General features: G+C 58.4%; 14 protein-coding genes and 2 tRNA genes. 12 read left to right on the top strand and 4 right to left on the bottom strand.

Going from position 1 to position 20525, the window contains the following annotated elements:
- Positions 1-37: 37 nt before the first annotated feature.
- Together ABJ99_RS02450 and ABJ99_RS02445 are read right to left on the bottom strand one after the other, a co-directional pair.
- Positions 38-124: transfer RNA gene (locus tag ABJ99_RS02450), tRNA-Leu, on the bottom strand.
- Positions 125-284: 160 nt separating this feature from the next.
- Positions 285-371: transfer RNA gene (locus tag ABJ99_RS02445), tRNA-Leu, on the bottom strand.
- 226 nt (positions 372-597) lie between these two features.
- Between ABJ99_RS02445 and rnr the strand changes: the two genes are divergently transcribed.
- The 8 genes from rnr (at position 598) to ABJ99_RS02405 (ending at position 10216) form a co-directional block, all read left to right on the top strand.
- Positions 598-3231 carry a ribonuclease R gene (gene rnr / locus ABJ99_RS02440; RefSeq protein ID WP_054084467.1) on the top strand — a complete coding sequence of 878 codons (2634 nt, stop codon included), beginning with the start codon at positions 598-600 and terminating at the stop codon, positions 3229-3231.
- Entirely contained in the window at positions 3228-3989 is a 762-nt protein-coding gene (rlmB, locus tag ABJ99_RS02435; protein WP_054084466.1) for a 23S rRNA (guanosine(2251)-2'-O)-methyltransferase RlmB, read from the top strand. Before rnr ends, rlmB begins: the two co-directional genes overlap by 4 nt.
- Before the next feature lie 215 nt (positions 3990-4204).
- Positions 4205-4630, top strand: coding sequence for a 30S ribosomal protein S6 (gene rpsF / locus ABJ99_RS02430; protein WP_002551828.1), 426 nt, complete (start codon positions 4205-4207; stop codon positions 4628-4630).
- Positions 4631-4658: 28 nt separating this feature from the next.
- Positions 4659-4889 (top strand): 30S ribosomal protein S18, encoded by a 231-nt coding sequence (gene rpsR, locus ABJ99_RS02425; protein WP_002551829.1) that lies wholly within the window; start codon positions 4659-4661, stop codon positions 4887-4889.
- A 38-nt stretch (positions 4890-4927) separates the two neighbouring features.
- On the top strand, positions 4928-5824 hold the full coding sequence (locus ABJ99_RS02420) for a YybS family protein (RefSeq protein WP_054084465.1): 897 nt from the start codon (positions 4928-4930) through the stop codon (positions 5822-5824).
- 19 nt (positions 5825-5843) lie between these two features.
- A complete protein-coding gene (gene rplI, locus ABJ99_RS02415) occupies positions 5844-6290 on the top strand; it encodes a 50S ribosomal protein L9 (RefSeq protein WP_003317208.1) in 447 nt (148 codons plus the stop codon).
- Positions 6291-6413: 123 nt separating this feature from the next.
- A complete protein-coding gene (dnaB, locus tag ABJ99_RS02410) occupies positions 6414-7808 on the top strand; it encodes a replicative DNA helicase (RefSeq protein WP_007250996.1) in 1395 nt (464 codons plus the stop codon).
- 107 nt (positions 7809-7915) lie between these two features.
- Positions 7916-10216 (top strand): YgiQ family radical SAM protein, encoded by a 2301-nt coding sequence (locus ABJ99_RS02405; protein ID WP_054084464.1) that lies wholly within the window; start codon positions 7916-7918, stop codon positions 10214-10216.
- A gap of 60 nt (positions 10217-10276) precedes the next feature.
- Here the strand turns inward: ABJ99_RS02405 and ABJ99_RS02400 are convergent, their stop codons facing one another.
- A complete protein-coding gene (locus ABJ99_RS02400) occupies positions 10277-11620 on the bottom strand; it encodes an endonuclease/exonuclease/phosphatase family protein (RefSeq protein ID WP_054084463.1) in 1344 nt (447 codons plus the stop codon).
- Positions 11621-11683: 63 nt separating this feature from the next.
- Positions 11684-12619: a hypothetical protein gene (locus ABJ99_RS02395; RefSeq protein WP_054084462.1), complete on the bottom strand. Its 936-nt coding sequence runs from the start codon at positions 12617-12619 to the stop codon at positions 11684-11686.
- Positions 12620-13153: 534 nt separating this feature from the next.
- Between ABJ99_RS02395 and ABJ99_RS02390 the strand changes: the two genes are divergently transcribed.
- The 4 genes from ABJ99_RS02390 (at position 13154) to azu (ending at position 20518) form a co-directional block, all read left to right on the top strand.
- Entirely contained in the window at positions 13154-16432 is a 3279-nt protein-coding gene (locus ABJ99_RS02390; protein ID WP_054084461.1) for a transglutaminase family protein, read from the top strand.
- Positions 16433-16521: 89 nt separating this feature from the next.
- Positions 16522-19017, top strand: coding sequence for a circularly permuted type 2 ATP-grasp protein (locus ABJ99_RS02385; protein ID WP_054084460.1), 2496 nt, complete (start codon positions 16522-16524; stop codon positions 19015-19017).
- Positions 19017-19910, top strand: coding sequence for a transglutaminase family protein (locus ABJ99_RS02380; protein ID WP_054084459.1), 894 nt, complete (start codon positions 19017-19019; stop codon positions 19908-19910). Before ABJ99_RS02385 ends, ABJ99_RS02380 begins: the two co-directional genes overlap by 1 nt.
- A 161-nt stretch (positions 19911-20071) precedes the next feature.
- A complete protein-coding gene (azu, locus tag ABJ99_RS02375; RefSeq protein ID WP_054084458.1) occupies positions 20072-20518 on the top strand; it encodes an azurin in 447 nt (148 codons plus the stop codon).
- The last annotated feature ends 7 nt before the right edge of the window (positions 20519-20525 follow it).

The raw sequence follows: 20525 nt of genomic DNA, 5'->3' as shown, positions 1-20525 counted from the left end.
AACAAAAAACCGAGCCATTGGCTCGGTTTTTTTGAATTGGTGCCCAGAAGAAGACTCGAACTTCCACGACCTTGCGGTCACCAGCACCTGAAGCTGGCGTGTCTACCAATTTCACCATCTGGGCAGCATCAGCAGCATGTACGCCGTTGATGGGGCGCACTATACGGCCATCGTTTTGCTCTGTAAACCCCTGTTTTGACTTAATAATCAAAGCCGGAAAAAGCAAAAACCCGCTTTCGCGGGTTTTTGTGAGGCTTGAGACTGTTGTAGTCTGTTGCCTGAATTGGTGCCCAGAAGAAGACTCGAACTTCCACGACCCTGCGGTCACCAGCACCTGAAGCTGGCGTGTCTACCAATTTCACCATCTGGGCAGTATCGGCATGCATCATGCCTGCCGATGGCGCGCACTATACGGAGCGCCTTTTGGGCTGTAAACCCCGACGGCAAAAAAAAGTCCAAAAAAATCGTGGGCAGCGTGTTTCGGGTGTTTCAACGTGGTTGAACAGGTTTTTTAGCAAGCGTTTTGAGCGTGAAATTTCCCGTTTCATGAGGTCTATGCCAAACTAACCCCTATATATACAAGGTGAAAACTATCTAATGGCCGATTGGCAGTCCCTCGATCCCGAGGCCGCTCGTGAAGCGGAAAAATACGAAAACCCTATTCCCAGCCGCGAGCTGATCTTGCAGCACCTTGCCGAGCGCGGTTCGCCGGCAAGTCGCGAGCAACTGGTCGAAGAATTCGGCCTGACCACTGAAGACCAATTCGAGGCCCTGCGCCGTCGCCTTCGTGCGATGGAACGCGACGCCCAATTGATCTACACACGCCGCGGCACCTACGCGCCGGTGGATAAGCTGGACCTGATCTTGGGTCGCATATCCGGCCACCGTGACGGTTTCGGCTTTCTGGTGCCTGATGACGGTTCCGATGACCTGTTCATGAGCCCGGCGCAAATGCGCCTGGTATTCGACGGTGATCGTGCGCTGGCGCGGGTTTCCGGTCTTGATCGCCGTGGTCGTCGCGAAGGCGTGATCGTCGAAGTGATCTCGCGAGCGCACGAAACCATCGTGGGTCGCTATTTCGAAGAAAGCGGCATTGGCTTCGTTGTTCCGGACAATCCGAAAATCCAGCAGGAAGTGCTGGTTACTCCGGGCCGTAACAACAGCGCCAAGATCGGCCAGTTCGTAGAGGTGAAAATCACCCATTGGCCAACCCCGCGCTTCCAGCCGCAAGGTGACGTGGTCGAAGTGGTCGGCAACTACATGGCGCCGGGCATGGAAATCGACGTCGCGCTGCGCACGTACGACATCCCGCACGTATGGCCAGAAGCCGTCCTCAAGGAAGCTGCCAGGCTCAAGCCGGAAGTCGAAGAGAAGGACAAGGAAAACCGCGTCGACCTGCGCCACCTGCCTTTCGTGACCATCGATGGCGAAGACGCTCGCGACTTCGACGATGCGGTTTATTGCGAAGCCAAACCGGGCAAGCTGCGCTTGTTCTCTGGCGGCTGGAAACTCTACGTGGCAATTGCCGATGTCTCGAGCTACGTGAAGATCGGCTCGGCGCTGGATGCTGAATCTCAGGTGCGCGGCAACTCGGTGTACTTCCCCGAGCGCGTCGTGCCGATGCTGCCTGAGCAATTGTCCAACGGCCTTTGCTCGTTGAACCCCCATGTCGATCGTCTGGCCATGGTCTGCGAGATGACCATCTCCAAGACCGGCGAGATGACCGATTATGTCTTCTACGAAGGCATCATCCATTCCCATGCGCGCCTGACCTATAACAAAGTCAGCACGATCCTGGAACAGCCGAAAACCGCCGAGGCAAAGAGCCTGCGTGGTGAATACGGCGACGTAGTCCCGCACCTCAAGCAGCTTTATGCCATGTACAAGGTGCTGCTGGGTGCGCGTCATGTGCGTGGCGCGATCGATTTCGAGACTCAGGAAACCCGGATCATCTTCGGTTCCGAGCGCAAGATTGCCGAAATCCGTCCGACTACCCGCAACGATGCTCACAAGCTGATCGAAGAGTGCATGCTGGCCGCCAACGTGGCCACCGCGCAGTTCCTGAAGAAGCATGAAATTCCTGCGCTGTACCGCGTTCACGATGGTCCGCCGCCTGAGCGTCTGGAAAAACTCCGCGCGTTTCTGGGTGAGCTGGGTCTGAGCCTGCACAAAGGCAAGGACGGCCCGACGCCGAAGGACTATCAAGCACTGCTGGAGACCGTTCGCGACCGTCCCGACTACCATCTGATCCAGACCGTGATGCTGCGTTCGTTGAGTCAGGCGGTCTACAGCTCGGACAACAACGGCCACTTCGGTCTGAATTACGAGGCGTACACGCACTTCACGTCGCCGATCCGGCGTTACCCGGACCTGCTGACCCATCGCGCGATTCGCAGTGTCATTCGCTCCAAGCAGGATACGCCGCACGTTCGTCGTGCTGGTGCCGCAACGATTCCGAAGGCGCGCATCTACCCGTACGACGACGCGCTGCTCGACCAGTTGGGCGAACAATGCTCGATGAGCGAGCGCCGTGCCGACGAAGCCACGCGTGACGTGGTCAACTGGCTCAAGTGCGAGTACATGAAGGATCGCGTCGGTGAGTCGTTCCCGGGGGTGATCACGGCTGTGACCGGCTTTGGTCTGTTCGTCGAGCTGACCGACATTTATGTCGAAGGTCTGGTCCACGTCACGGCTTTGCCGGGTGACTACTACCACTTCGATCCGCTGCATCACCGCCTTGCCGGCGAGCGCACCGGGCGTAATTTCCGCCTGGGCGATACCGTTGAAGTGCGCGTCATGCGTGTCGATCTGGATGAGCGCAAGATCGACTTCGAAATTTCCGAGACCGCAGCAGCGGCAACTCCGGTTGGTCGCAAGCGTCGTGGTCATGACACTGCGCCACCTGCTGCAACCGCCGCTGAAAAAGACAAGGCGCCTGCCGCCAAGTCGGGTCGCGGTAAGTCTTCGGCCAAGGAGACCGGTTCCGAAGCGTATCGCCCAGGCGATGCAGCGGCGAAAAACGCAGAAGTGCGTAAGAGTCGCGAACTGAAAAAAGCGCTTCTGGCTGACGCGAAGGGTGGTAGCAAGGCGTCGTCGGGAAAGTCTGACAGGTCGGGTTCTGTGCCTTCATCGGACAAACCGGCCAGTAAGCACCGTAAAGGTCCGTCGAAGACGGGCTCCGCGCCGGCTGCAAAAAGCAGTGGCGCTCGTAAACCCAAGGCCAAGTCATGAGTCAGCTGGAAAAAATCTACGGCGTACATGCCGTAGAAGCTTTGCTTCGTCACCATCCGAAACGCGTCAAGCATATCTGGCTGGCCGAGGGTCGTAACGACCCTCGCGTTCAAACGTTGGTCGGGCTGGCGAGCGAGAACCGAGTGACCATCGGGCAGGCCGAGCGCCGTGAAATGGACGCCTGGGTCGAAGGTGTTCACCAAGGTGTGGTTGCCGACGTCAGCCCGAGCCAGGTCTGGGGCGAGGCGATGCTCGAAGAGCTGCTGGATCGAAGCGAAGGCCCGCCATTGTTGCTCGTGCTCGACGGCGTGACCGATCCGCATAACCTGGGCGCTTGCCTGCGCACTGCCGATGCGGCCGGTGCGCTGGCCGTTATCGTTCCCAAGGACAAGTCGGCAACGTTGACGCCTGCTGTGCGAAAAGTCGCCTGCGGTGCGGCCGAAGTGATCCCGCTGGTCGCCGTGACCAACCTGGCGCGTACGCTGGAAAAACTTCAGCAGCGCGGCTTGTGGGTTGTCGGTACAGCAGGCGAGGCCGAGGTCGAGCTGTATCAGCAAGACCTGACCGGCCCGACGATCATCATCATGGGCGCGGAAGGCAAAGGCATGCGTCGCCTGACCCGCGAGCACTGCGATTACCTGGTGCGCCTGCCGATGGCGGGCAGCGTCAGCAGCCTTAACGTGTCGGTCGCGACCGGTGTGTGCCTGTTTGAAGCGCTGCGTCAGCGCAGCGTCAAGGCGTCTGGCAAGAAGGCCTGATTTTCTTGCAGGCTGTCGATTGGGCAGGTCGCGTTCTGCGATCTGCTCAATAATTCACCAATTGCCTTGCGCCCCCTGCGACCCTTCTCTACAATTGCGCCCCTTGCTGTCACGGCAGGCGCGAATGTGCCTGTCCCTGAGCAAGACCAACAGTGTCATTCACTCCTTGTCTGACCGCTATTTGAGCGGCAGGCTACAACCCGTAAGGAGCATTCATGCGTCATTACGAAATTATCTTTTTGGTCCACCCGGATCAAAGCGAGCAAGTCGGCGGCATGGTAGAGCGTTACACCAAGCTGATCGAAGAAGACGGCGGCAAAATCCACCGTCTGGAAGATTGGGGCCGTCGTCAACTGGCTTACGCAATCAACAATGTTCACAAGGCTCACTACGTGATGCTGAACGTTGAGTGCACTGGCAAGGCTCTGGCCGAGCTGGAAGACAACTTCCGTTACAACGATGCTGTGATCCGTAACCTGGTCATCCGTCGCGACGAAGCCGTAACTGGCCAGTCCGAGATGCTCAAGGCTGAAGAGAACCGCAGTGAGCGCCGTGAGCGTCGTGACCGTCCTGAGCACTCCGACAGCGCCGATGGCGATGACGGCGACAACAGCGACGTTAGCGATAACGCTGACGAGTAATCCACGGACCTTTTGAGGAGCCAATTACATGGCACGTTTCTTCCGTCGTCGTAAATTCTGCCGCTTCACCGCTGAAGACGTCAAAGAGATCGATTACAAAGATCTCAACACTCTGAAAGCCTACGTATCCGAGACCGGCAAAATCGTTCCAAGCCGTATCACAGGTACCAAAGCACGTTATCAGCGTCAGCTGGCCACCGCTATCAAGCGTGCCCGCTTCCTGGCCCTGCTGGCCTACACCGACAGCCACGGCCGCTGAGACCAGGTAGTCGACAAAACGTAACAAAGGATAAAAGCATGCGTGCCCTGGCTGAATTCATCATGCGCGGCCGTATGCAGGCCACTCTTGTAGTGGCTGGATGTGCGGCATTGCCGCTGTTGTTCTGGTTGAGTGCTGCCGCAGGGTGCCTTGTGCTCCTGCGACGCGGGTTCAGTGATGCCGTTGGTGTCCTGTCCTGGGCTCTGCTGCCGGCTTTGGTCTGGTGGTATTTCGGCGAACCTCGTACAGCCATGGTGCTGGCCGGTTCGCTGGGTTTGGCAATGGTTTTGCGTGCCAGCGAGTCCTGGGTCCGCGTGCTGCTGGTCAGCGTAGCGTTGGGTGTGGTGTATGCAGTAATTCTGGGCACGGTTTTTCGCGAACCTCTGGAAGCAATGTCGCAGGAGTTGCAGAAACATCTGCCGACAATGCTGGCCGGGCTCTACGAGCAGATGAACGTAGAAGAGCGAGCGCGTCTTGGAGCACTGATTGCCCCCGTTCTGAATGGCCTGATAGCGGCTGTGTTGCAAATCGTCAGTGTGTTGTGCCTGCTTCTTGGGCGGTACTGGCAAGCGATGTTGTACAACCCTGGCGGCTTCGGGCGTGAATTTCGCGCCGTGAAGCTTCCGCTGGTGGCTGCGTTGGTGCTGTTGGTGTGCATGCTGGTGGGGCCGAATTTCGGTCCGCAGATAGCAATGTTGACACCGCTGTGCAGCGTACCGCTGGTGTTCGCCGGGCTGGCTCTGATTCATGGTCTGGTTGCTGAAAAGCGCCTGTCCCGTTTCTGGCTGGTAGGGATGTACATCACGCTGCTGGTGTTCATGCAGCTGATTTATCCGTTGCTCGTGGTAATTGCCATTGTCGACAGCCTGATTGATTTTCGCGGTCGCCGGGGTTCGAAAGATTCCGGCAATGGTCCTGCGAACGGTGAAGGTTAAAAGTTAAGAGGATTTCCACATGCAACTGATCCTTCTGGAAAAAGTCGCCAACCTGGGCAACCTGGGCGACAAAGTAAACGTTAAGGCCGGTTACGGTCGTAACTACCTGCTGCCTTACGGCAAAGCAACCGCTGCAACCGCTGCCAACGTGGCTGCGTTTGAAGAGCGTCGTGCCGAGCTGGAAAAACTGGCTGCAGACAAGAAAGCATCTGCCGAAACTCGCGCTGCCCAACTGGCTGAGCTGGAAGTGACTATCACTGCCACCGCTGGTGACGAAGGCAAACTGTTCGGTTCGATCGGTACGCACGACATTGCTGATGCACTGACCGCCTCTGGCGTTGAAGTTGCAAAAAGCGAAGTTCGTCTGCCGAACGGCACTATCCGCAACGTTGGCGAATTCGACGTAGCCGTGCACCTGCACAGCGACGTAGAAGCGACCGTACGCGTTGTCGTAGTGGCTGCTTAAGCAGTACTGAATCGTCTGGCGGCATTGTCGTCAGAGGATTAACATCGGGCACGATCCTGTTTACAGGTCGTGCCCTTTGTCTTTGTGCCATCCCCATTCTGCAAACCCCGAATTAAAGTGGCCATGAACGATATATCCGCCCCCGAGCAATACGATCTGCAAACCGCTGCCCTCAAGGTGCCGCCACACTCCATCGAGGCCGAACAGGCTGTACTCGGTGGCTTGATGCTGGACAACAACGCCTGGGAGCGCGTGCTCGATCAAGTCTCGGATGGTGATTTCTATCGACATGACCACCGCCTGATTTTCCGCGCCATTGCCCGGCTGGCCGATCAGAACAGCCCGATTGACGTGGTCACCCTGGCCGAGCAATTGGACAAGGAAGGGCAGACCTCGCAGGTCGGTGGTCTGGGCTACCTCAGCGAGCTGGCAAAAAACACGCCGTCCGTGGCCAACATCAAGGCCTATGCGCAGATTGTCCGTGCGCGGGCCACGCTTCGCCAGCTGATCGGCATCAGTACCGAGATCGCTGACAGTGCGTTCAACCCGGAAGGGCGAACCGCCGAAGAGATTCTCGACGAAGCCGAACGGCAGATCTTCCAGATCGCCGAAGCGCGGCCCAAGACCGGCGGCCCGGTCAGCGTCAACGACCTGCTGACCAAGGCCATCGACCGTATCGATACCCTGTTCAATAGCGACAACGCTATTACCGGCCTGTCGACCGGGTATACCGATCTTGATGAAAAGACCAGCGGGCTGCAACCCTCCGACCTGATCATCGTTGCCGGACGTCCGTCGATGGGTAAAACCACCTTCGCCATGAACCTGGTCGAAAACGCCGTGTTACGCAGCGACAAGGTGGTGCTGGTCTACTCGCTGGAAATGCCAGGCGAATCGCTGATCATGCGTATGCTTTCGTCGCTCGGTCGTATCGACCAGACCAAAGTGCGTGCCGGTCGCCTGGATGATGATGACTGGCCGCGTCTGACCTCTGCCGTCAATCTGCTCAATGACCGCAAACTGTTCATCGACGATACTGCGGGCATCAGCCCTTCGGAAATGCGCGCCCGTACCCGGCGGATCGTTCGTGAGCATGGCGAAATCGCCATGATCATGATCGACTACCTGCAATTGATGCAGATTCCGGGTTCCAGCGGCGATAACCGGACCAACGAGATTTCCGAGATTTCCCGCTCGTTGAAAGCGCTGGCCAAGGAATTCAACTGCCCGGTCATTGCTCTGTCGCAGCTCAACCGCTCGCTGGAGCAGCGCCCGAACAAACGCCCGATCAACTCCGACTTGCGGGAATCCGGAGCGATCGAGCAGGATGCCGACGTCATCATGTTCGTCTACCGGGACGAGGTGTATCACCCGGAAACCGAGCACAAGGGCATTGCCGAGATCATCATCGGCAAGCAGCGTAACGGCCCCATCGGTACCACGCGCCTGGCGTTCATCGGCAAATACACGCGCTTCGAGAACCTGGCGCCCGGCAGTTACAACTTCGACGAAGATTGATCTCGCTGTGATCCAGTCAAATCCGACCGCTCCCGTCGGATTTGATCAAAAAATGTGCTATATTCCGCGCCCGCGATTTTTCCACCGTGCAAACGCAGGTCCTGAACATGCAATCAGCCAAGCCGTTATTTGACTATCCCAAGTACTGGGCCGAATGTTTCGGACCAGCACCTTTCCTGCCGATGAGCCGGGAAGAAATGGATCTGCTTGGCTGGGATTCCTGCGACATCATCATTGTCACCGGTGATGCGTATGTCGATCACCCGTCTTTCGGCATGGCAATTATCGGCCGTCTGCTTGAGTCCCAGGGCTTTCGGGTCGGGATCATCGCGCAGCCCAACTGGCAGTCCAAAGACGACTTCATGAAGCTCGGCGAGCCGAACCTGTTTTTCGGTGTCGCTGCCGGCAACATGGACTCGATGATCAACCGCTACACCGCCGACAAGAAAATCCGCTCCGACGACGCCTACACGCCCGGCGGCATGGCCGGCAAGCGGCCAGACCGTGCGAGTCTGGTCTACAGTCAGCGCTGCAAGGAAGCCTACAAGCATGTGCCAATCGTGCTCGGCGGCATCGAAGCCTCGCTGCGCCGTATTGCGCACTATGACTACTGGCAGGACAAGGTTCGCAACTCGATCCTGATCGACGCCTGTGCCGATATCCTGCTCTACGGCAACGCCGAGCGGGCCATTGTCGAAGTTGCCCAGCGTCTGTCCTATGGCCACAAGATCGAAGACATCACTGATGTGCGCGGCACCGCGTTCATCCGTCGCGATACGCCGCAAGGCTGGTATGAAGTCGATTCGACGCGCATCGACCGTCCGGGCAAAGTCGACAAGATCATCAACCCGTACGTCAACACCCAGGACACCCAGGCCTGCGCCATCGAGCAGGAAAAAGGCAACGTCGAAGACCCGAACGAAGCCAAGGTGGTGCAGATTCTTGCCAGCCCGCGCATGACCCGTGACAAGACGGTCATCCGTCTGCCATCGGTGGAAAAGGTCCGTAACGACGCCGTGCTGTATGCCCACGCCAACCGCGTGTTGCACCTTGAAACCAATCCGGGCAACGCTCGTGCATTGGTGCAGAAGCATGGTGACGTCGACGTCTGGTTCAGCCCGCCGCCGATTCCGATGACTACTGATGAGATGGACTACGTGTTCGGCATGCCTTACGCACGCGTCCCGCATCCGTCGTATGGCAAGGAAAAAATTCCTGCTTACGACATGATCCGTTTCTCGGTCAACATCATGCGTGGCTGTTTCGGTGGCTGCACGTTCTGCTCCATTACCGAGCATGAAGGCCGGATCATCCAGAACCGTTCCGAAGAGTCGATCATTCGCGAAATCGAAGAGATCCGCGACAAGGTGCCAGGCTTCACTGGTGTCATTTCCGACCTGGGCGGGCCGACCGCGAACATGTATCGCATTGCCTGCAAAAGCCCGGAAATCGAGTCGGCGTGCCGCAAGCCGTCGTGTGTATTCCCTGGTATCTGCCCGAACCTGAACACCGATCACTCGTCGCTGATTCAGCTGTACCGCAGTGCTCGCGCCTTGCCGGGTGTGAAGAAAATCCTCATTGCTTCCGGCCTGCGCTACGACCTCGCGGTCGAGTCGCCGGAGTACGTCAAGGAACTGGTCACTCACCACGTTGGTGGTTACCTGAAGATCGCCCCGGAACACACCGAGGAAGGTCCGCTCAACCAGATGATGAAGCCGGGCATTGGCAGCTATGACAAGTTCAAGCGCATGTTCGAGAAGTACACCAAGGAAGCCGGCAAGGAGCAGTACCTGATTCCTTACTTCATCGCCGCCCACCCGGGCACGACCGATGAAGACATGATGAATCTGGCGCTGTGGCTCAAGGGCAACGGTTTCCGTGCGGATCAGGTGCAAGCGTTCTATCCGTCGCCGATGGCAACCGCTACCGCCATGTACCACTCCGGCAAGAACCCGCTGCGCAAGGTGACGTACAAGAGTGACGCCGTCACGATTGTGAAGAGCGAAGAGCAACGTCGCCTGCACAAGGCCTTCCTGCGTTATCACGACCCGAAAGGCTGGCCGATGCTGCGTGCAGCGCTGGAGCGTATGGGGCGTGCCGATCTGATCGGGCCGGGCAAGGACCAACTGATCCCGCTGCATCAGCCGGCGACCGACACCTATCAGAGTGCCCGTCGCAAGAACTCGACGCCTGCCGGTAGCCACAAGGTGGGCAAGACCACGTTGATCCAGACCCAGCACACTGGCCTGCCGCCGCGCGGAAGCGACGGCAGCAAGCCGTGGGACAAGCGCGAAGAGGCCAAGGCCGCGGCAATGGCGCGCAACAAGCAGGCCGCCAAAGAGCGCATGGACGCCGCCAAAGGCAAGGGCCCCAAACCAGCGAAGCGCAAGCCGGTGGTGCCGCGCTGAGGGCCTAAAAGCAGACCTTTGTGCCGGTCACGGCTGGGTTTTTGATCATTTAGCCGCTCATTATTGAGGAAAGCTGAACTCATAGCTGACAGCGAGATGATCTGAAGGGCCGAGGGTGTCAACGTGTCCGCTTTGCGTAGGGCCTGACGTGCCATTCGTAATCGCGTAATCCAACATGTTTTGTGGTGCGGTACTGGGATGGGTTGAACCGTTCGCCATCACAAGTTGAGCGATTTCCGGGGGAGATATCCAGTTACCTCTGCGCGAGGGGTAAGCACTGTGTATTGCTCTCGGATCTCTATTGAAGTCTCCTGCCAACACGTAGGGTGTCTCAGTGTGGCAGCTGATCTCCCGGAGCATACGAGGGGCGTTTACACCACCGCCAGAGATGGCATGGAAGTTAAATGCTGTGGTCAGTGCTGTGGAGGAGGACGGCACTTGATGGGACCTGCATATTTGTACGCCCAACGCCGGCCGATTAATAGGTGCGCCACTGTCGTCCGGGAGTCCGTCAGACAAGACGACCACATTGCGGACGTCGATGTCTGTGCTGGCAGCTACTACGATCGCAAGATTGACCCGTAACCGCTGTACATCCAGGTAATACAGGTGATAATTTTCGGGTCGGCTGGCAGTTCCCGCTTCCCAGAGCAACTGATCTACGATATGAGTGACACCGAACTGATCGTGTACAGTTAAATGCCTGATCAGCCTGGATGAAAAGGGATAGACGCCTGCTTCCTGAATCAATACAACATCATTGGCTCGCGCCAATTGCAGTATCTTGGTTCGCCATTTACTGTTTGAGGTTTGCGAAATGCCCTGCCTGTTCCAGGTACTGATCCGAAACCGTTGGTTTGTCGGCGCAGGTAACCTTCCCAGTTCGATGTAGGGCGTGCCAGCGTAAAATCGAATCCTTGAGCGGTGATAATCCCGGATCGCACCCATCAATCGAATATGCACGCTCCAAGGCCCATAAGCAGCACCTATAATAATCTGCAGCATTCTCAGAGGATCACCATAGTCCAGAGTCATTGGGCCCTGCGCTGATCTCAGACCGTTGAGGGTGAACGCGTAATGAACTCTGTAGATATTCAGTACAACGGCATAGGCCTCTGTGCGTGTGCCCGCACGTAGGTGCATAATAAACACAGCGTCGTTATACAGTCGGCGAAGCAGTATAGTCATTTGAATGGCATGCGCCGCCTGTTCAACCTCGTTATCACTCCTCATGCGATGCGAGGATAAGAAGTAGATCAGGTAAGCGCTGGTATGTCTGGCGTCGGCAGGTGCGGTGCCGAGGAGGCTCACTATATCCGTAATGACAACCTCAAGTTGTATGTCGAAATCGCCATTAAGAAGTTGGTCTTTGATGTAGGCGCTGATACGCGGGTCAACTGGCATTTAGTGGTTTCCAGAATGGATAGCAAGAGTTGCCTGGAGAATGGCTTACTCCAGGCAAAGAATTTATAGAGCCCGGTCGTGTTCCAGGTAAACGGCGACCAACTTACCGTTTTGTGTGCTGAGTGCCGGAGAGCCTCCGGCCGTGAGCATCGTACTGGCAACCACGGCGCTAAGAGCGTTGCCGTCAAAGCTGTATTGGTAGAGGGCGGGGTGCTTGGCTTTTGCCAGGTTACAGAAAGCTAGCTTCAACAGACCGTTATGCACGGCTATGCCTGGTGAGTGATGATAATCGGCGGGAACCAGTGCGATTGAGCTTGTCCAGCACTCGCCGTCACTTTTTATCAGAAAAAAGCCACCTTCAATATCTTTGTAAATGAGGTGTATCAGGCCCTGATAAGTGGTGGCTACAGGGCTGAGGTTACTTTTTATCGTGTTGATGCCATCTTTCTTCACCACTTCAGGCGCCGTCCAGTTCTCCATATCAGGCGTATGCGAGCAGTAAATGTTTTTGCTCCCATGCAGCTTGTAAAACATATACAGCCTATTGTTCAACTGCGCATACGTTGCTGAGTGCTCAATCGTCAAGGCGCGTTGATGTTTGTACTTGAATGAAGCTTTGCTTTCATCCCAAATGCGAAATTCCGTAGATCCATAGGGATCGGTAAAGATTAGCCACAGCTGTTCCTGGAAGGAGACCAGGCTTGGAGTGGTGTGGTTATCAAGTGGGTGCATGCTGACGTGCACGATTTCCTGAGCCTCGGATGGGTCTTCTAAAACGTAGCCACTATTACTAGGATGGGCATAGCCCAGTGCTGTCGGATTTCCCCAGTTTGCGTGCGGGGATTTTATTATGTACTTGATTTGTCGATCCTCTCCCAAGTACACGCAAAACAGGTTCCCTTTGTGAAGCGCCGTGCGGCAGTCGTCCGCTGCATCTGATGTCAAGGTGGTAAAGCCCTGCATGATGCCGTGAAGGTTTTCAGTGCTGTTTAATTTCATTTTTTTTCACTCTCCTGAATAGAGCCAATTAAACAGTTTGAGTGAGTCAGTGCTGTCGGGGCTTTCTGGTTTTCTTTGTGGGAATCCGCTATTTATTCAACTTGCCATTTGGAAGCAGGCCTGTTACGGATGAAGTCGTGTGCAGGTGTTATATATTTAATTATTTTGATTTTTCGGCGTCGTCGTGCGAATGGGGATCGTACGCCTTTCCTGTCAGGCCTGACCTGGCGTCGACGGGCAGACGGGTACGTTCGATGTCTGTAGCATCGCGCATGCTGTTTCCCGCTGGCGTCGGCCTACCGCTTGGTGCCAGTCTGAACGCATAAAGCATTTTGCTGAATCCATAGCGTTCCCGGCCTTTGATAAATTATTTCTGCTCGCGCCTTATTTCTGTGCAACGCTTGCACCATAGAGCCTGACAGGCGCTTTTATGGTGCCTGGTTCTGTCTCACCGTCGAGGAACTGCCGTATTTGACCAGATGGCATAAGTCTTGCGCGGTTCCCATCACCGTTCAGGCTCGCAGGAGGCACGCCGTGTCGATTCATATTGCCTTGCACCATGTCACGCATTACCGCTACGAACGCGCGGTCGAACTGGGTCCTCAGATCGTTCGTCTGCGCCCGGCCGCCCATAGCCGCACCCGTGTGCTGTCTTATTCGCTTAAAGTTTTGCCTGAAAACCACTTCATCAACTGGCAGCAGGACCCTCAGGGTAATTACCTGGCGAGGCTGGTTTTTCCGGAAAAGACCAACGAGTTTCGCGTCGAAGTTGATCTGGTCGCCGAAATGGCGGTCTTCAACCCGTTCGACTTCTTTCTGGAACCTTACGCCGAAAACATCCCCTTCACGTACGCCAGCGAAGAGCAGCGTGAGCTTGCCCCGTACCTCGAAAAGCTGCCGCTGACGCCGAGGTTTCAGGCCTATCTGGACAGCATCAGTCGCGAGCCGATCCCGGCTATCGATTTTCTGGTCGGCCTCAACCAGCGCCTGAGCCAGGACGTGGCTTACCTGATCCGCATGGAGCCGGGTGTTCAGACCCCGGAGTTCACGCTGGAAAACGCCTCGGGCTCCTGCCGCGATTCGGCCTGGCTGCTGGTGCAGCTGCTGCGTCATCTGGGCATGGCCGCACGTTTCGTGTCGGGTTATCTGATCCAGCTCAAGGCAGATGTCGAAGCGCTGGACGGACCTTCCGGCACGGACGTCGATTTCACCGACCTGCACGCCTGGTGCGAGGTGTATCTGCCCGGCGCAGGCTGGGTCGGGCTGGATGCCACCTCCGGGCTGTTCGCAGGCGAAGGGCACATTCCGCTGGCGTGCAGCCCCGAACCGTCCTCGGCCGCGCCGATCAGCGGGTTGGTCGAACCGTGCGAAACCGAATTCAGCCACGAAATGTCGGTCGAGCGCATCTGGGAGGCGCCACGCGTCACCAAACCCTACACCGAGCAACAATGGCAGGACATTCAGGCCCTCGGTCGGCAGATTGATGCTGACCTGCTGCGTGACGATGTGCGCCTGACCATGGGCGGCGAGCCGACATTCGTGTCCATCGATGATCGCGATGGCGCCGAATGGAACACGGCTGCACTAGGGCCTCGCAAGCGCGAACTGTCTGCCGAGCTGTTCCAGCGCATGCGCGCCCATTACGCGCCGTTGGGCATCGTGCATTTCGGGCAGGGCAAGTGGTATCCGGGCGAGCAATTGCCGCGCTGGTCGCTGAACTGTTTCTGGCGCAAGGATGGCAAGCCGGTCTGGCACAACAATGCGCTGATCGCTGATGAAACGCAGGACTATGGCGCGACCGGTGAACTGGCCGGGCGTTTTCTCGCCAGCGTTGCCGAGCGCCTGAAGCTGCCGGGCCGCTTCGTGTTCCCGGCCTACGAAGACAACTTCTACTACCTGTGGCGCGAAGGTGCGCTGCCGGTCAACGTGACCGCCGAAGATTCGCGATTGGGTGATGAGCTTGAGCGCGCCCGCCTGCGCAAGGTATTTGCGCAAGGTCTGGACAAGATGATTGGTCAGGTGCTGCCGCTGGCCCGCAGCGCAGAAGGTGACAGCTGGCAGAGCGGACGCTGGTATCTGCGTGACGAGCATTGCCGTTTGGTACCGGGCGATTCGGCACTGGGCTATCGACTGCCGCTGGCCTCGCAGCCGTGGGTCAAAGCGGCGGAATATCCGTTCGTCCATCCGACCGATCACAATCAGGACTTCCCTGAGCTGGCCGACAGCGACTCGCTGACCGCGCAGCTCAAGTCCAGCGAAAGCGACGCCGAGCGCGCACCGGAGCTTGATGAGTCCGCCGACTGGCTGACCCGCACCGCGCTGTGTGCCGAGGCGCGTGACGGGCGTCTCTATCTGTTCATGCCGCCGCTGCAAAAACTGGAGGAATACCTTGAACTGGTCGCCGTTATCGAGGCGACCGCCGAAGAACTGCAATGCCCGGTTCTGCTGGAGGGCTACGAGCCACCGAGCGATCCGCGCCTGTGCAACTTCCGCATCACGCCTGATCCGGGCGTCATCGAAGTCAACGTGCAGCCCTCTGCAAGCTGGGACGAACTGGTCGAACGCACCGAGTTTCTCTACGAGCAGGCCCGCCAAACGCGCTTGACCACCGAGAAATTCATGATCGATGGCCGTCACACCGGCACCGGCGGCGGCAACCACTTCGTGCTCGGCGGGGCGACACCGGCGGATTCGCCGTTCCTGCGTCGCCCGGACCTGCTGCGCAGCTTGCTCAGCTACTGGCACAACCATCCATCGCTGTCGTACCTGTTTTCCGGCTTGTTCATCGGCCCGACCTCGCAGGCACCGCGTATCGATGAAGCGCGCAACGACTCGCTCTACGAAATGGAAATCGCCTTCGCGCAGATGCCCGAGCCGGGTGAAGAAGTCGCGCCGTGGGTTGTCGACCGTCTGCTGCGCAACTTGCTGATCGATGTCACCGGCAACACCCATCGTGCCGAATTCTGCATCGATAAACTGTATTCGCCGGATGGCGCAACCGGGCGTCTGGGGCTGCTGGAATTGCGCGCCTTCGAGATGCCGCCCCACGCGCGCATGAGTCTCGCCCAGCAATTGCTGCTGCGGGCGCTGGTCGCACGTTTCTGGCGTGAGCCGTACGCCCCGGCCAAACTGGCGCGTTGGGGTACGCAGTTGCACGACCGCTTCATGCTGCCGCACTTCATCGAGCAGGATTTCGCCGACGTGGTCGCCGACCTCAATTCGGCCGGTTACCCGGTCAAGGCCGACTGGTTTGCCGCGCACCTGGAGTTTCGCTTCCCGAAAGTGGGCGATTACGCGGTCAACGGCATCGAACTGGAGCTGCGTCAGGCTCTTGAGCCCTGGCACGTACTGGGTGAAGAAGGTTCGGCCGGGGGCGCGGTGCGCTACGTCGATTCATCGCTGGAGCGCTTGCAGGTGCATCTCACTGGCCTGCCACCGCAGCGCTATCTGCTGACCTGCAATGGCATCCCGGTGCCGTTGCAGCCCACTGGCCGGGTTGGCGAGTTTGTCGCGGGCGTGCGCTATCGCGCCTGGCAGCCGGCCAACTGCCTGCAACCGACCATCGGTGTGCATGCGCCGCTGGTGTTTGACCTGCTCGACACCTGGATGCAGCGCTCGCTGGGCGGCTGCGAGTATCATGTCGCCCATCCGGGTGGCCGCAATTACGAAACGTTACCGGTCAACGCCAACGAAGCGGAAAGCCGCCGTCTGTCACGTTTCTTCCGAATCGGCCACACACCCGGCAAACTGGACGTTCCGTCGCTCAACATTAACGACGAGCTGCCGATGACGCTGGATATGCGTCTGCATTAAAAGAACAGTGGCTCTGTGCGTCAGATGCACACGGATGTGACATCTGACTGCACCACTCTGAAGTCCTTACGTTGCCTGCCGAGCCTTCCATGCCTGACCTGCTTGACCGCTACCCGCTTTCCGAGGGTACCTACCACGAAATGCTCGACGCCGACGGAGCCGTTCGCCCGCACTGGCGTCGCCTGTACGAACACATGCAGCGCAGCACATCGGCGCAATTGATCCAGCGCCAGGCCCTGTTGACCCGCCAGCTTCAGGAAAACGGCGTCACCTACAACGTTTATGCCGACCCCAAAGGCGCAGATCGGCCGTGGGAGCTGGACCTGTTGCCGCACATTATTGCGGCGGATGAATGGCAACACGTCGCGGCAGGGATTGCCCAGCGTGCCCGACTGCTCAACGCCGTGCTCGCCGACCTGTACGGCCCGCAGACCCTGATCGCCAATGGCTTGTTGCCCGCCGAGCTGGTATTTGGCCATAACAACTTTCTGTGGCCGTGTCAGGGCATCAAACCGCCGGAAAATACCTTTCTGCACATGTACGCCGTGGACCTGGCGCGTACGCCCGATGGTCGCTGGTGGGTAACCGCCGACCGTACCCAGGCACCCTCGGGTGCTGGCTATGCGCTGGAGAACCGGCAAAGCGTGGCTCGTGCCTTGCCGGAAACCTTTCGCGACTTGCAGGTCAGGCATCTGTCGGGTTTTTTCGACACGCTGCAACAGACCCTGTCTCGTCAGGCGCCTACCAGCAGCGAAGCGCCGCTGGTGGTGCTGCTGACGCCGGGGCGTTTCAACGAAAGTTATTTCGAGCACCTTTATCTGGCGCGGCAGTTGGGTTACCCGCTGGTCGAAGGCGGTGACCTTACGGTACGCGATGCGACTGTCTACCTGAAAACCCTCAGCGGTCTGCGTCGGGTTCACGCCATCATGCGGCGTCTGGACGATGACTTCTGCGATCCGCTGGAATTGCGTACCGACTCCGCGCTTGGCGTGCCAGGGCTGCTTGACGCGGTACGCCAGGGCAACGTGCTGGTTGCCAATGCGCTGGGCAGCGGTGTGCTGGAATCGCCCGGCCTGTTGGGCTTTTTGCCGAAAATCAGTCAATACCTGTTTGGCGAAGACTTGATCCTGCCGTCGGTGGCGACCTGGTGGTGCGGAGAACCGACCGTGCTGGCGCAAGCGCTGGAGAAACTGCCTGACCTGCTGATCAAACCGGCGTTTCCCTCGCAGCATTTCACCCCGGTCTTCGGTCGCGACCTGAGCGAAGAACAACGCAATGTACTCGCTCAGCGCATGCAGTCGCGGCCTTACGCCTACGTTGCGCAAGAACTGGCGCAGTTGTCCCACGCGCCGGTTCTGCAGGCAGACGGCACCGGCCTGCAACCCCGCGCGATTGGCATGCGTGTCTACGCCGTGGCCAGTCGCGATGGCTATCGCGTGCTGCCGGGCGGCCTGACCCGCGTTGCCGCCGAAGCCGACGCCGACGTGGTCTCGATGCAGCGCGGCGGCGCGAGCAAGGATACGTGGGTACTGGGCGAACGCTCGCACCTGGGCGAACCGTGGAAAGGACAGCGCGCCTTGGGCGTTTATGACCTGATCCGTCGCGACCCGTATTTGCCCTCGCGGGTGGTGGAAAACCTGTTCTGGTTTGGCCGTTACTGTGAACGTTGCGAGGACAGCGCCCGTCTGTTGCGTATCATGTTGACGCGCTATGTCGATGACGATGATCCGCTCGCGCTGGAGGCCGCCGTCGCGCTGTCTGAAAGCCTGGGCATGCTGCCGGACGTGGAGGAGGGCGAAGAGCTGCGAGACCGCCTGCTGACGGCCCTGCTGGGTGATGAGTGGCCATTCAGCCTGCGCGCCAACCTGCAGCGTCTGCAATGGGCCGCCTCGCAAGTGCGCGGCAAGCTTTCAAGGGAAAACTGGCAGGCGCTGGTCGAATTGCAGCGTGAAGCCCTGAGTCTGGAAATCGAAGAGCCGGACTTTGGCGAACTGGTGGATTTTCTCAATCGTCTGGTGATGTCGCTGGCGGCGCTTTCCGGGTTTGCCATGGACGACATGACCCGCGACGAAGGCTGGAATTTCCTGATGATCGGGCGGCGTATCGAGCGCTTGAAGTTTCTCAGTTCCAGTCTGGCAGCGTTTCTGCGCGGCTCGGCCGTCTCTGAGAAGGCAGGGCTGGAGTGGTTGCTGGAACTGGGTAATAGCAGCATCACCTATCGCTCACGCTACATGGCCGTACCGCACCTGATTCCGGTGCTGGACCTGTTGCTGCTCGATGAACAGAACCCGCACGCGGTGCTGTTTCAGCTCAAGCTTGTGCAACGTTCGCTGCGCCGCCTGAACGATGAGTTCGATGCGCCACGCGACAACAGCCTTGTGGTACTGGCACAGCGTCTCGCCGATTTCGATCTGGGCAGCCTGGAAAACCCGCTGTTCGGGCAGAGCAGCATCGACGCCGTGCTCGACGGTCTGGCCGATCTGCTGCAGAGCATCGCGGATTGCAGCGGGCAAGCGTCCGATCGTCTGGCGCTGCGCCATTTTGCTCACGTCGATGACGTCAGCCAACGCACGGTATCTGTCTGATGAGCGCCTTTTACCAGATTTTCCACGACACCCATTACAAGTACGACACCCCGGTGTCCCTGGCTCAGCAGCTGGCGCATTTGTGGCCGCGCAGCAGTCCGTGGCAGCGCTGCACTGAACAGGAACTGGAGATTTTCCCGACGCCCACCACGCGTCGCGATGAGCTGGACGTGTTCGGCAACCCGCTGACCCGCCTGGCGTTCGAGCGTCCGCATGATGAGTTGCAGGTCAACGCCCGGCTGCGCGTCGAGGTGCTGGAGCGGCCGTTTCTGGACTTCAATCTGTCGCCGGAATGGGAAGTGACCCGCAGTGCGCTGACCTACAGCGCCAAGCCGATGACCGAAGACATCCTGGACGCCTGCCGCTATCGCTTCGAATCGCCCTACGTGCACCTGAAACGCTCGTTCGTCGAATTCTCCCAGGATTGCTTCCCCGCAGGACGACCCTTGCTGCTCGGTGTGCAGGCCTTGATGGAGAAAATCTTCAGCGAGTTCACGTTCGATGAAGAGGCAACGCAGGTCGCCACGCCGCTGGTGGAAGTGCTGGAGCGACGCCGCGGTGTGTGTCAGGACTTCGCCCACCTGATGCTGGCCTGCTTGCGCTCGCGCGGGCTGGCGGCGCGCTACGTGAGCGGCTATCTGCTGACCCAGCCCCCTCCGGGCCAGCCACGGTTGATCGGCGCAGATGCATCGCACGCCTGGGTGTCGGTGTTCTGTCCGGCCTCCGGCTGGGTCGATTTCGACCCGACCAACAATGTTCAGCCTGCGCTGGAGCACATCAGCCTGGCTTGGGGCCGCGACTTCTCCGATGTGTCGCCGTTGAGGGGCGTGATTCTGGGCGGCGGCACGCATGATCCCGAGGTTCGGGTAACGGTAATGCCTGTCAGCGCCTGATGCACCTAATTACCTGACCTCGTGAATCGTTCTTCAACAGGGCGCTTATCGCAAGCGCCCGAGGGACCATTTGACGCACGTCCCGGAACCCCGACCCTGATCGGGTACTCTCTTCTTACGTCAGTTTTTACGTTAATCAAATTCCCGCCCTGGAGATTCAAATGATTCGCAAGCTTGTAGCGATTTCGCTGTTGTCGTTGGTCAGTGGCCAGTTGTTGGCTGCCGAGTGCAGCGCCACAGTCGATTCGACCGATCAGATGATGTACGACACCAAAGCCATCCAGATCGACAAGAGCTGCAAGGAATTCACCCTCAAATTGACCCACTCCGGCAGCTTGCCGAAGAACGTCATGGGGCATAACTGGGTACTGAGCAAAAAAGCCGACGCCAGTGCGATCACCACTGACGGCATGTCGGTTGGCATAGACAAAGACTATGTGAAACCGGAGGACACTCGCGTCATCGCGCACACCAAAATCATCGGTGCCGGCGAAAACGATTCGGTAACGTTTGACGTATCGAAGCTTGATCCGGCGGAGGAGTATGAGTTCTTCTGCACCTTCCCGGGCCACATCAGCATGATGAAAGGCGCCGTTACCCTGAAGTAACGGCAGG

Origin of the sequence: Pseudomonas syringae pv. cilantro, assembly GCF_001293775.1 — a bacterium.
GTDB classification, from domain to species: Bacteria; Pseudomonadota; Gammaproteobacteria; order Pseudomonadales; family Pseudomonadaceae; genus Aquipseudomonas; species Aquipseudomonas syringae_P.
The sequence above is the reverse complement of the archived record's forward strand: the minus strand, read 5'-3'. Positions and strand labels throughout refer to the sequence as shown.

Coding starts and splice junctions, on each gene's coding strand:
- rnr (WP_054084467.1), top strand. CDS start 598: ATGGCCGATTGGCAGTCCCTCGATCCCGAGGCCGCTCGTGAAGCGGAA.
- rlmB (WP_054084466.1), top strand. CDS start 3,228: ATGAGTCAGCTGGAAAAAATCTACGGCGTACATGCCGTAGAAGCTTTG.
- rpsF (WP_002551828.1), top strand. CDS start 4,205: ATGCGTCATTACGAAATTATCTTTTTGGTCCACCCGGATCAAAGCGAG.
- rpsR (WP_002551829.1), top strand. CDS start 4,659: ATGGCACGTTTCTTCCGTCGTCGTAAATTCTGCCGCTTCACCGCTGAA.
- ABJ99_RS02420 (WP_054084465.1), top strand. CDS start 4,928: ATGCGTGCCCTGGCTGAATTCATCATGCGCGGCCGTATGCAGGCCACT.
- rplI (WP_003317208.1), top strand. CDS start 5,844: ATGCAACTGATCCTTCTGGAAAAAGTCGCCAACCTGGGCAACCTGGGC.
- dnaB (WP_007250996.1), top strand. CDS start 6,414: ATGAACGATATATCCGCCCCCGAGCAATACGATCTGCAAACCGCTGCC.
- ABJ99_RS02405 (WP_054084464.1), top strand. CDS start 7,916: ATGCAATCAGCCAAGCCGTTATTTGACTATCCCAAGTACTGGGCCGAA.
- ABJ99_RS02400 (WP_054084463.1), bottom strand. CDS start 11,620: ATGCCAGTTGACCCGCGTATCAGCGCCTACATCAAAGACCAACTTCTT.
- ABJ99_RS02395 (WP_054084462.1), bottom strand. CDS start 12,619: ATGAAATTAAACAGCACTGAAAACCTTCACGGCATCATGCAGGGCTTT.
- ABJ99_RS02385 (WP_054084460.1), top strand. CDS start 16,522: ATGCCTGACCTGCTTGACCGCTACCCGCTTTCCGAGGGTACCTACCAC.
- ABJ99_RS02380 (WP_054084459.1), top strand. CDS start 19,017: ATGAGCGCCTTTTACCAGATTTTCCACGACACCCATTACAAGTACGAC.
- azu (WP_054084458.1), top strand. CDS start 20,072: ATGATTCGCAAGCTTGTAGCGATTTCGCTGTTGTCGTTGGTCAGTGGC.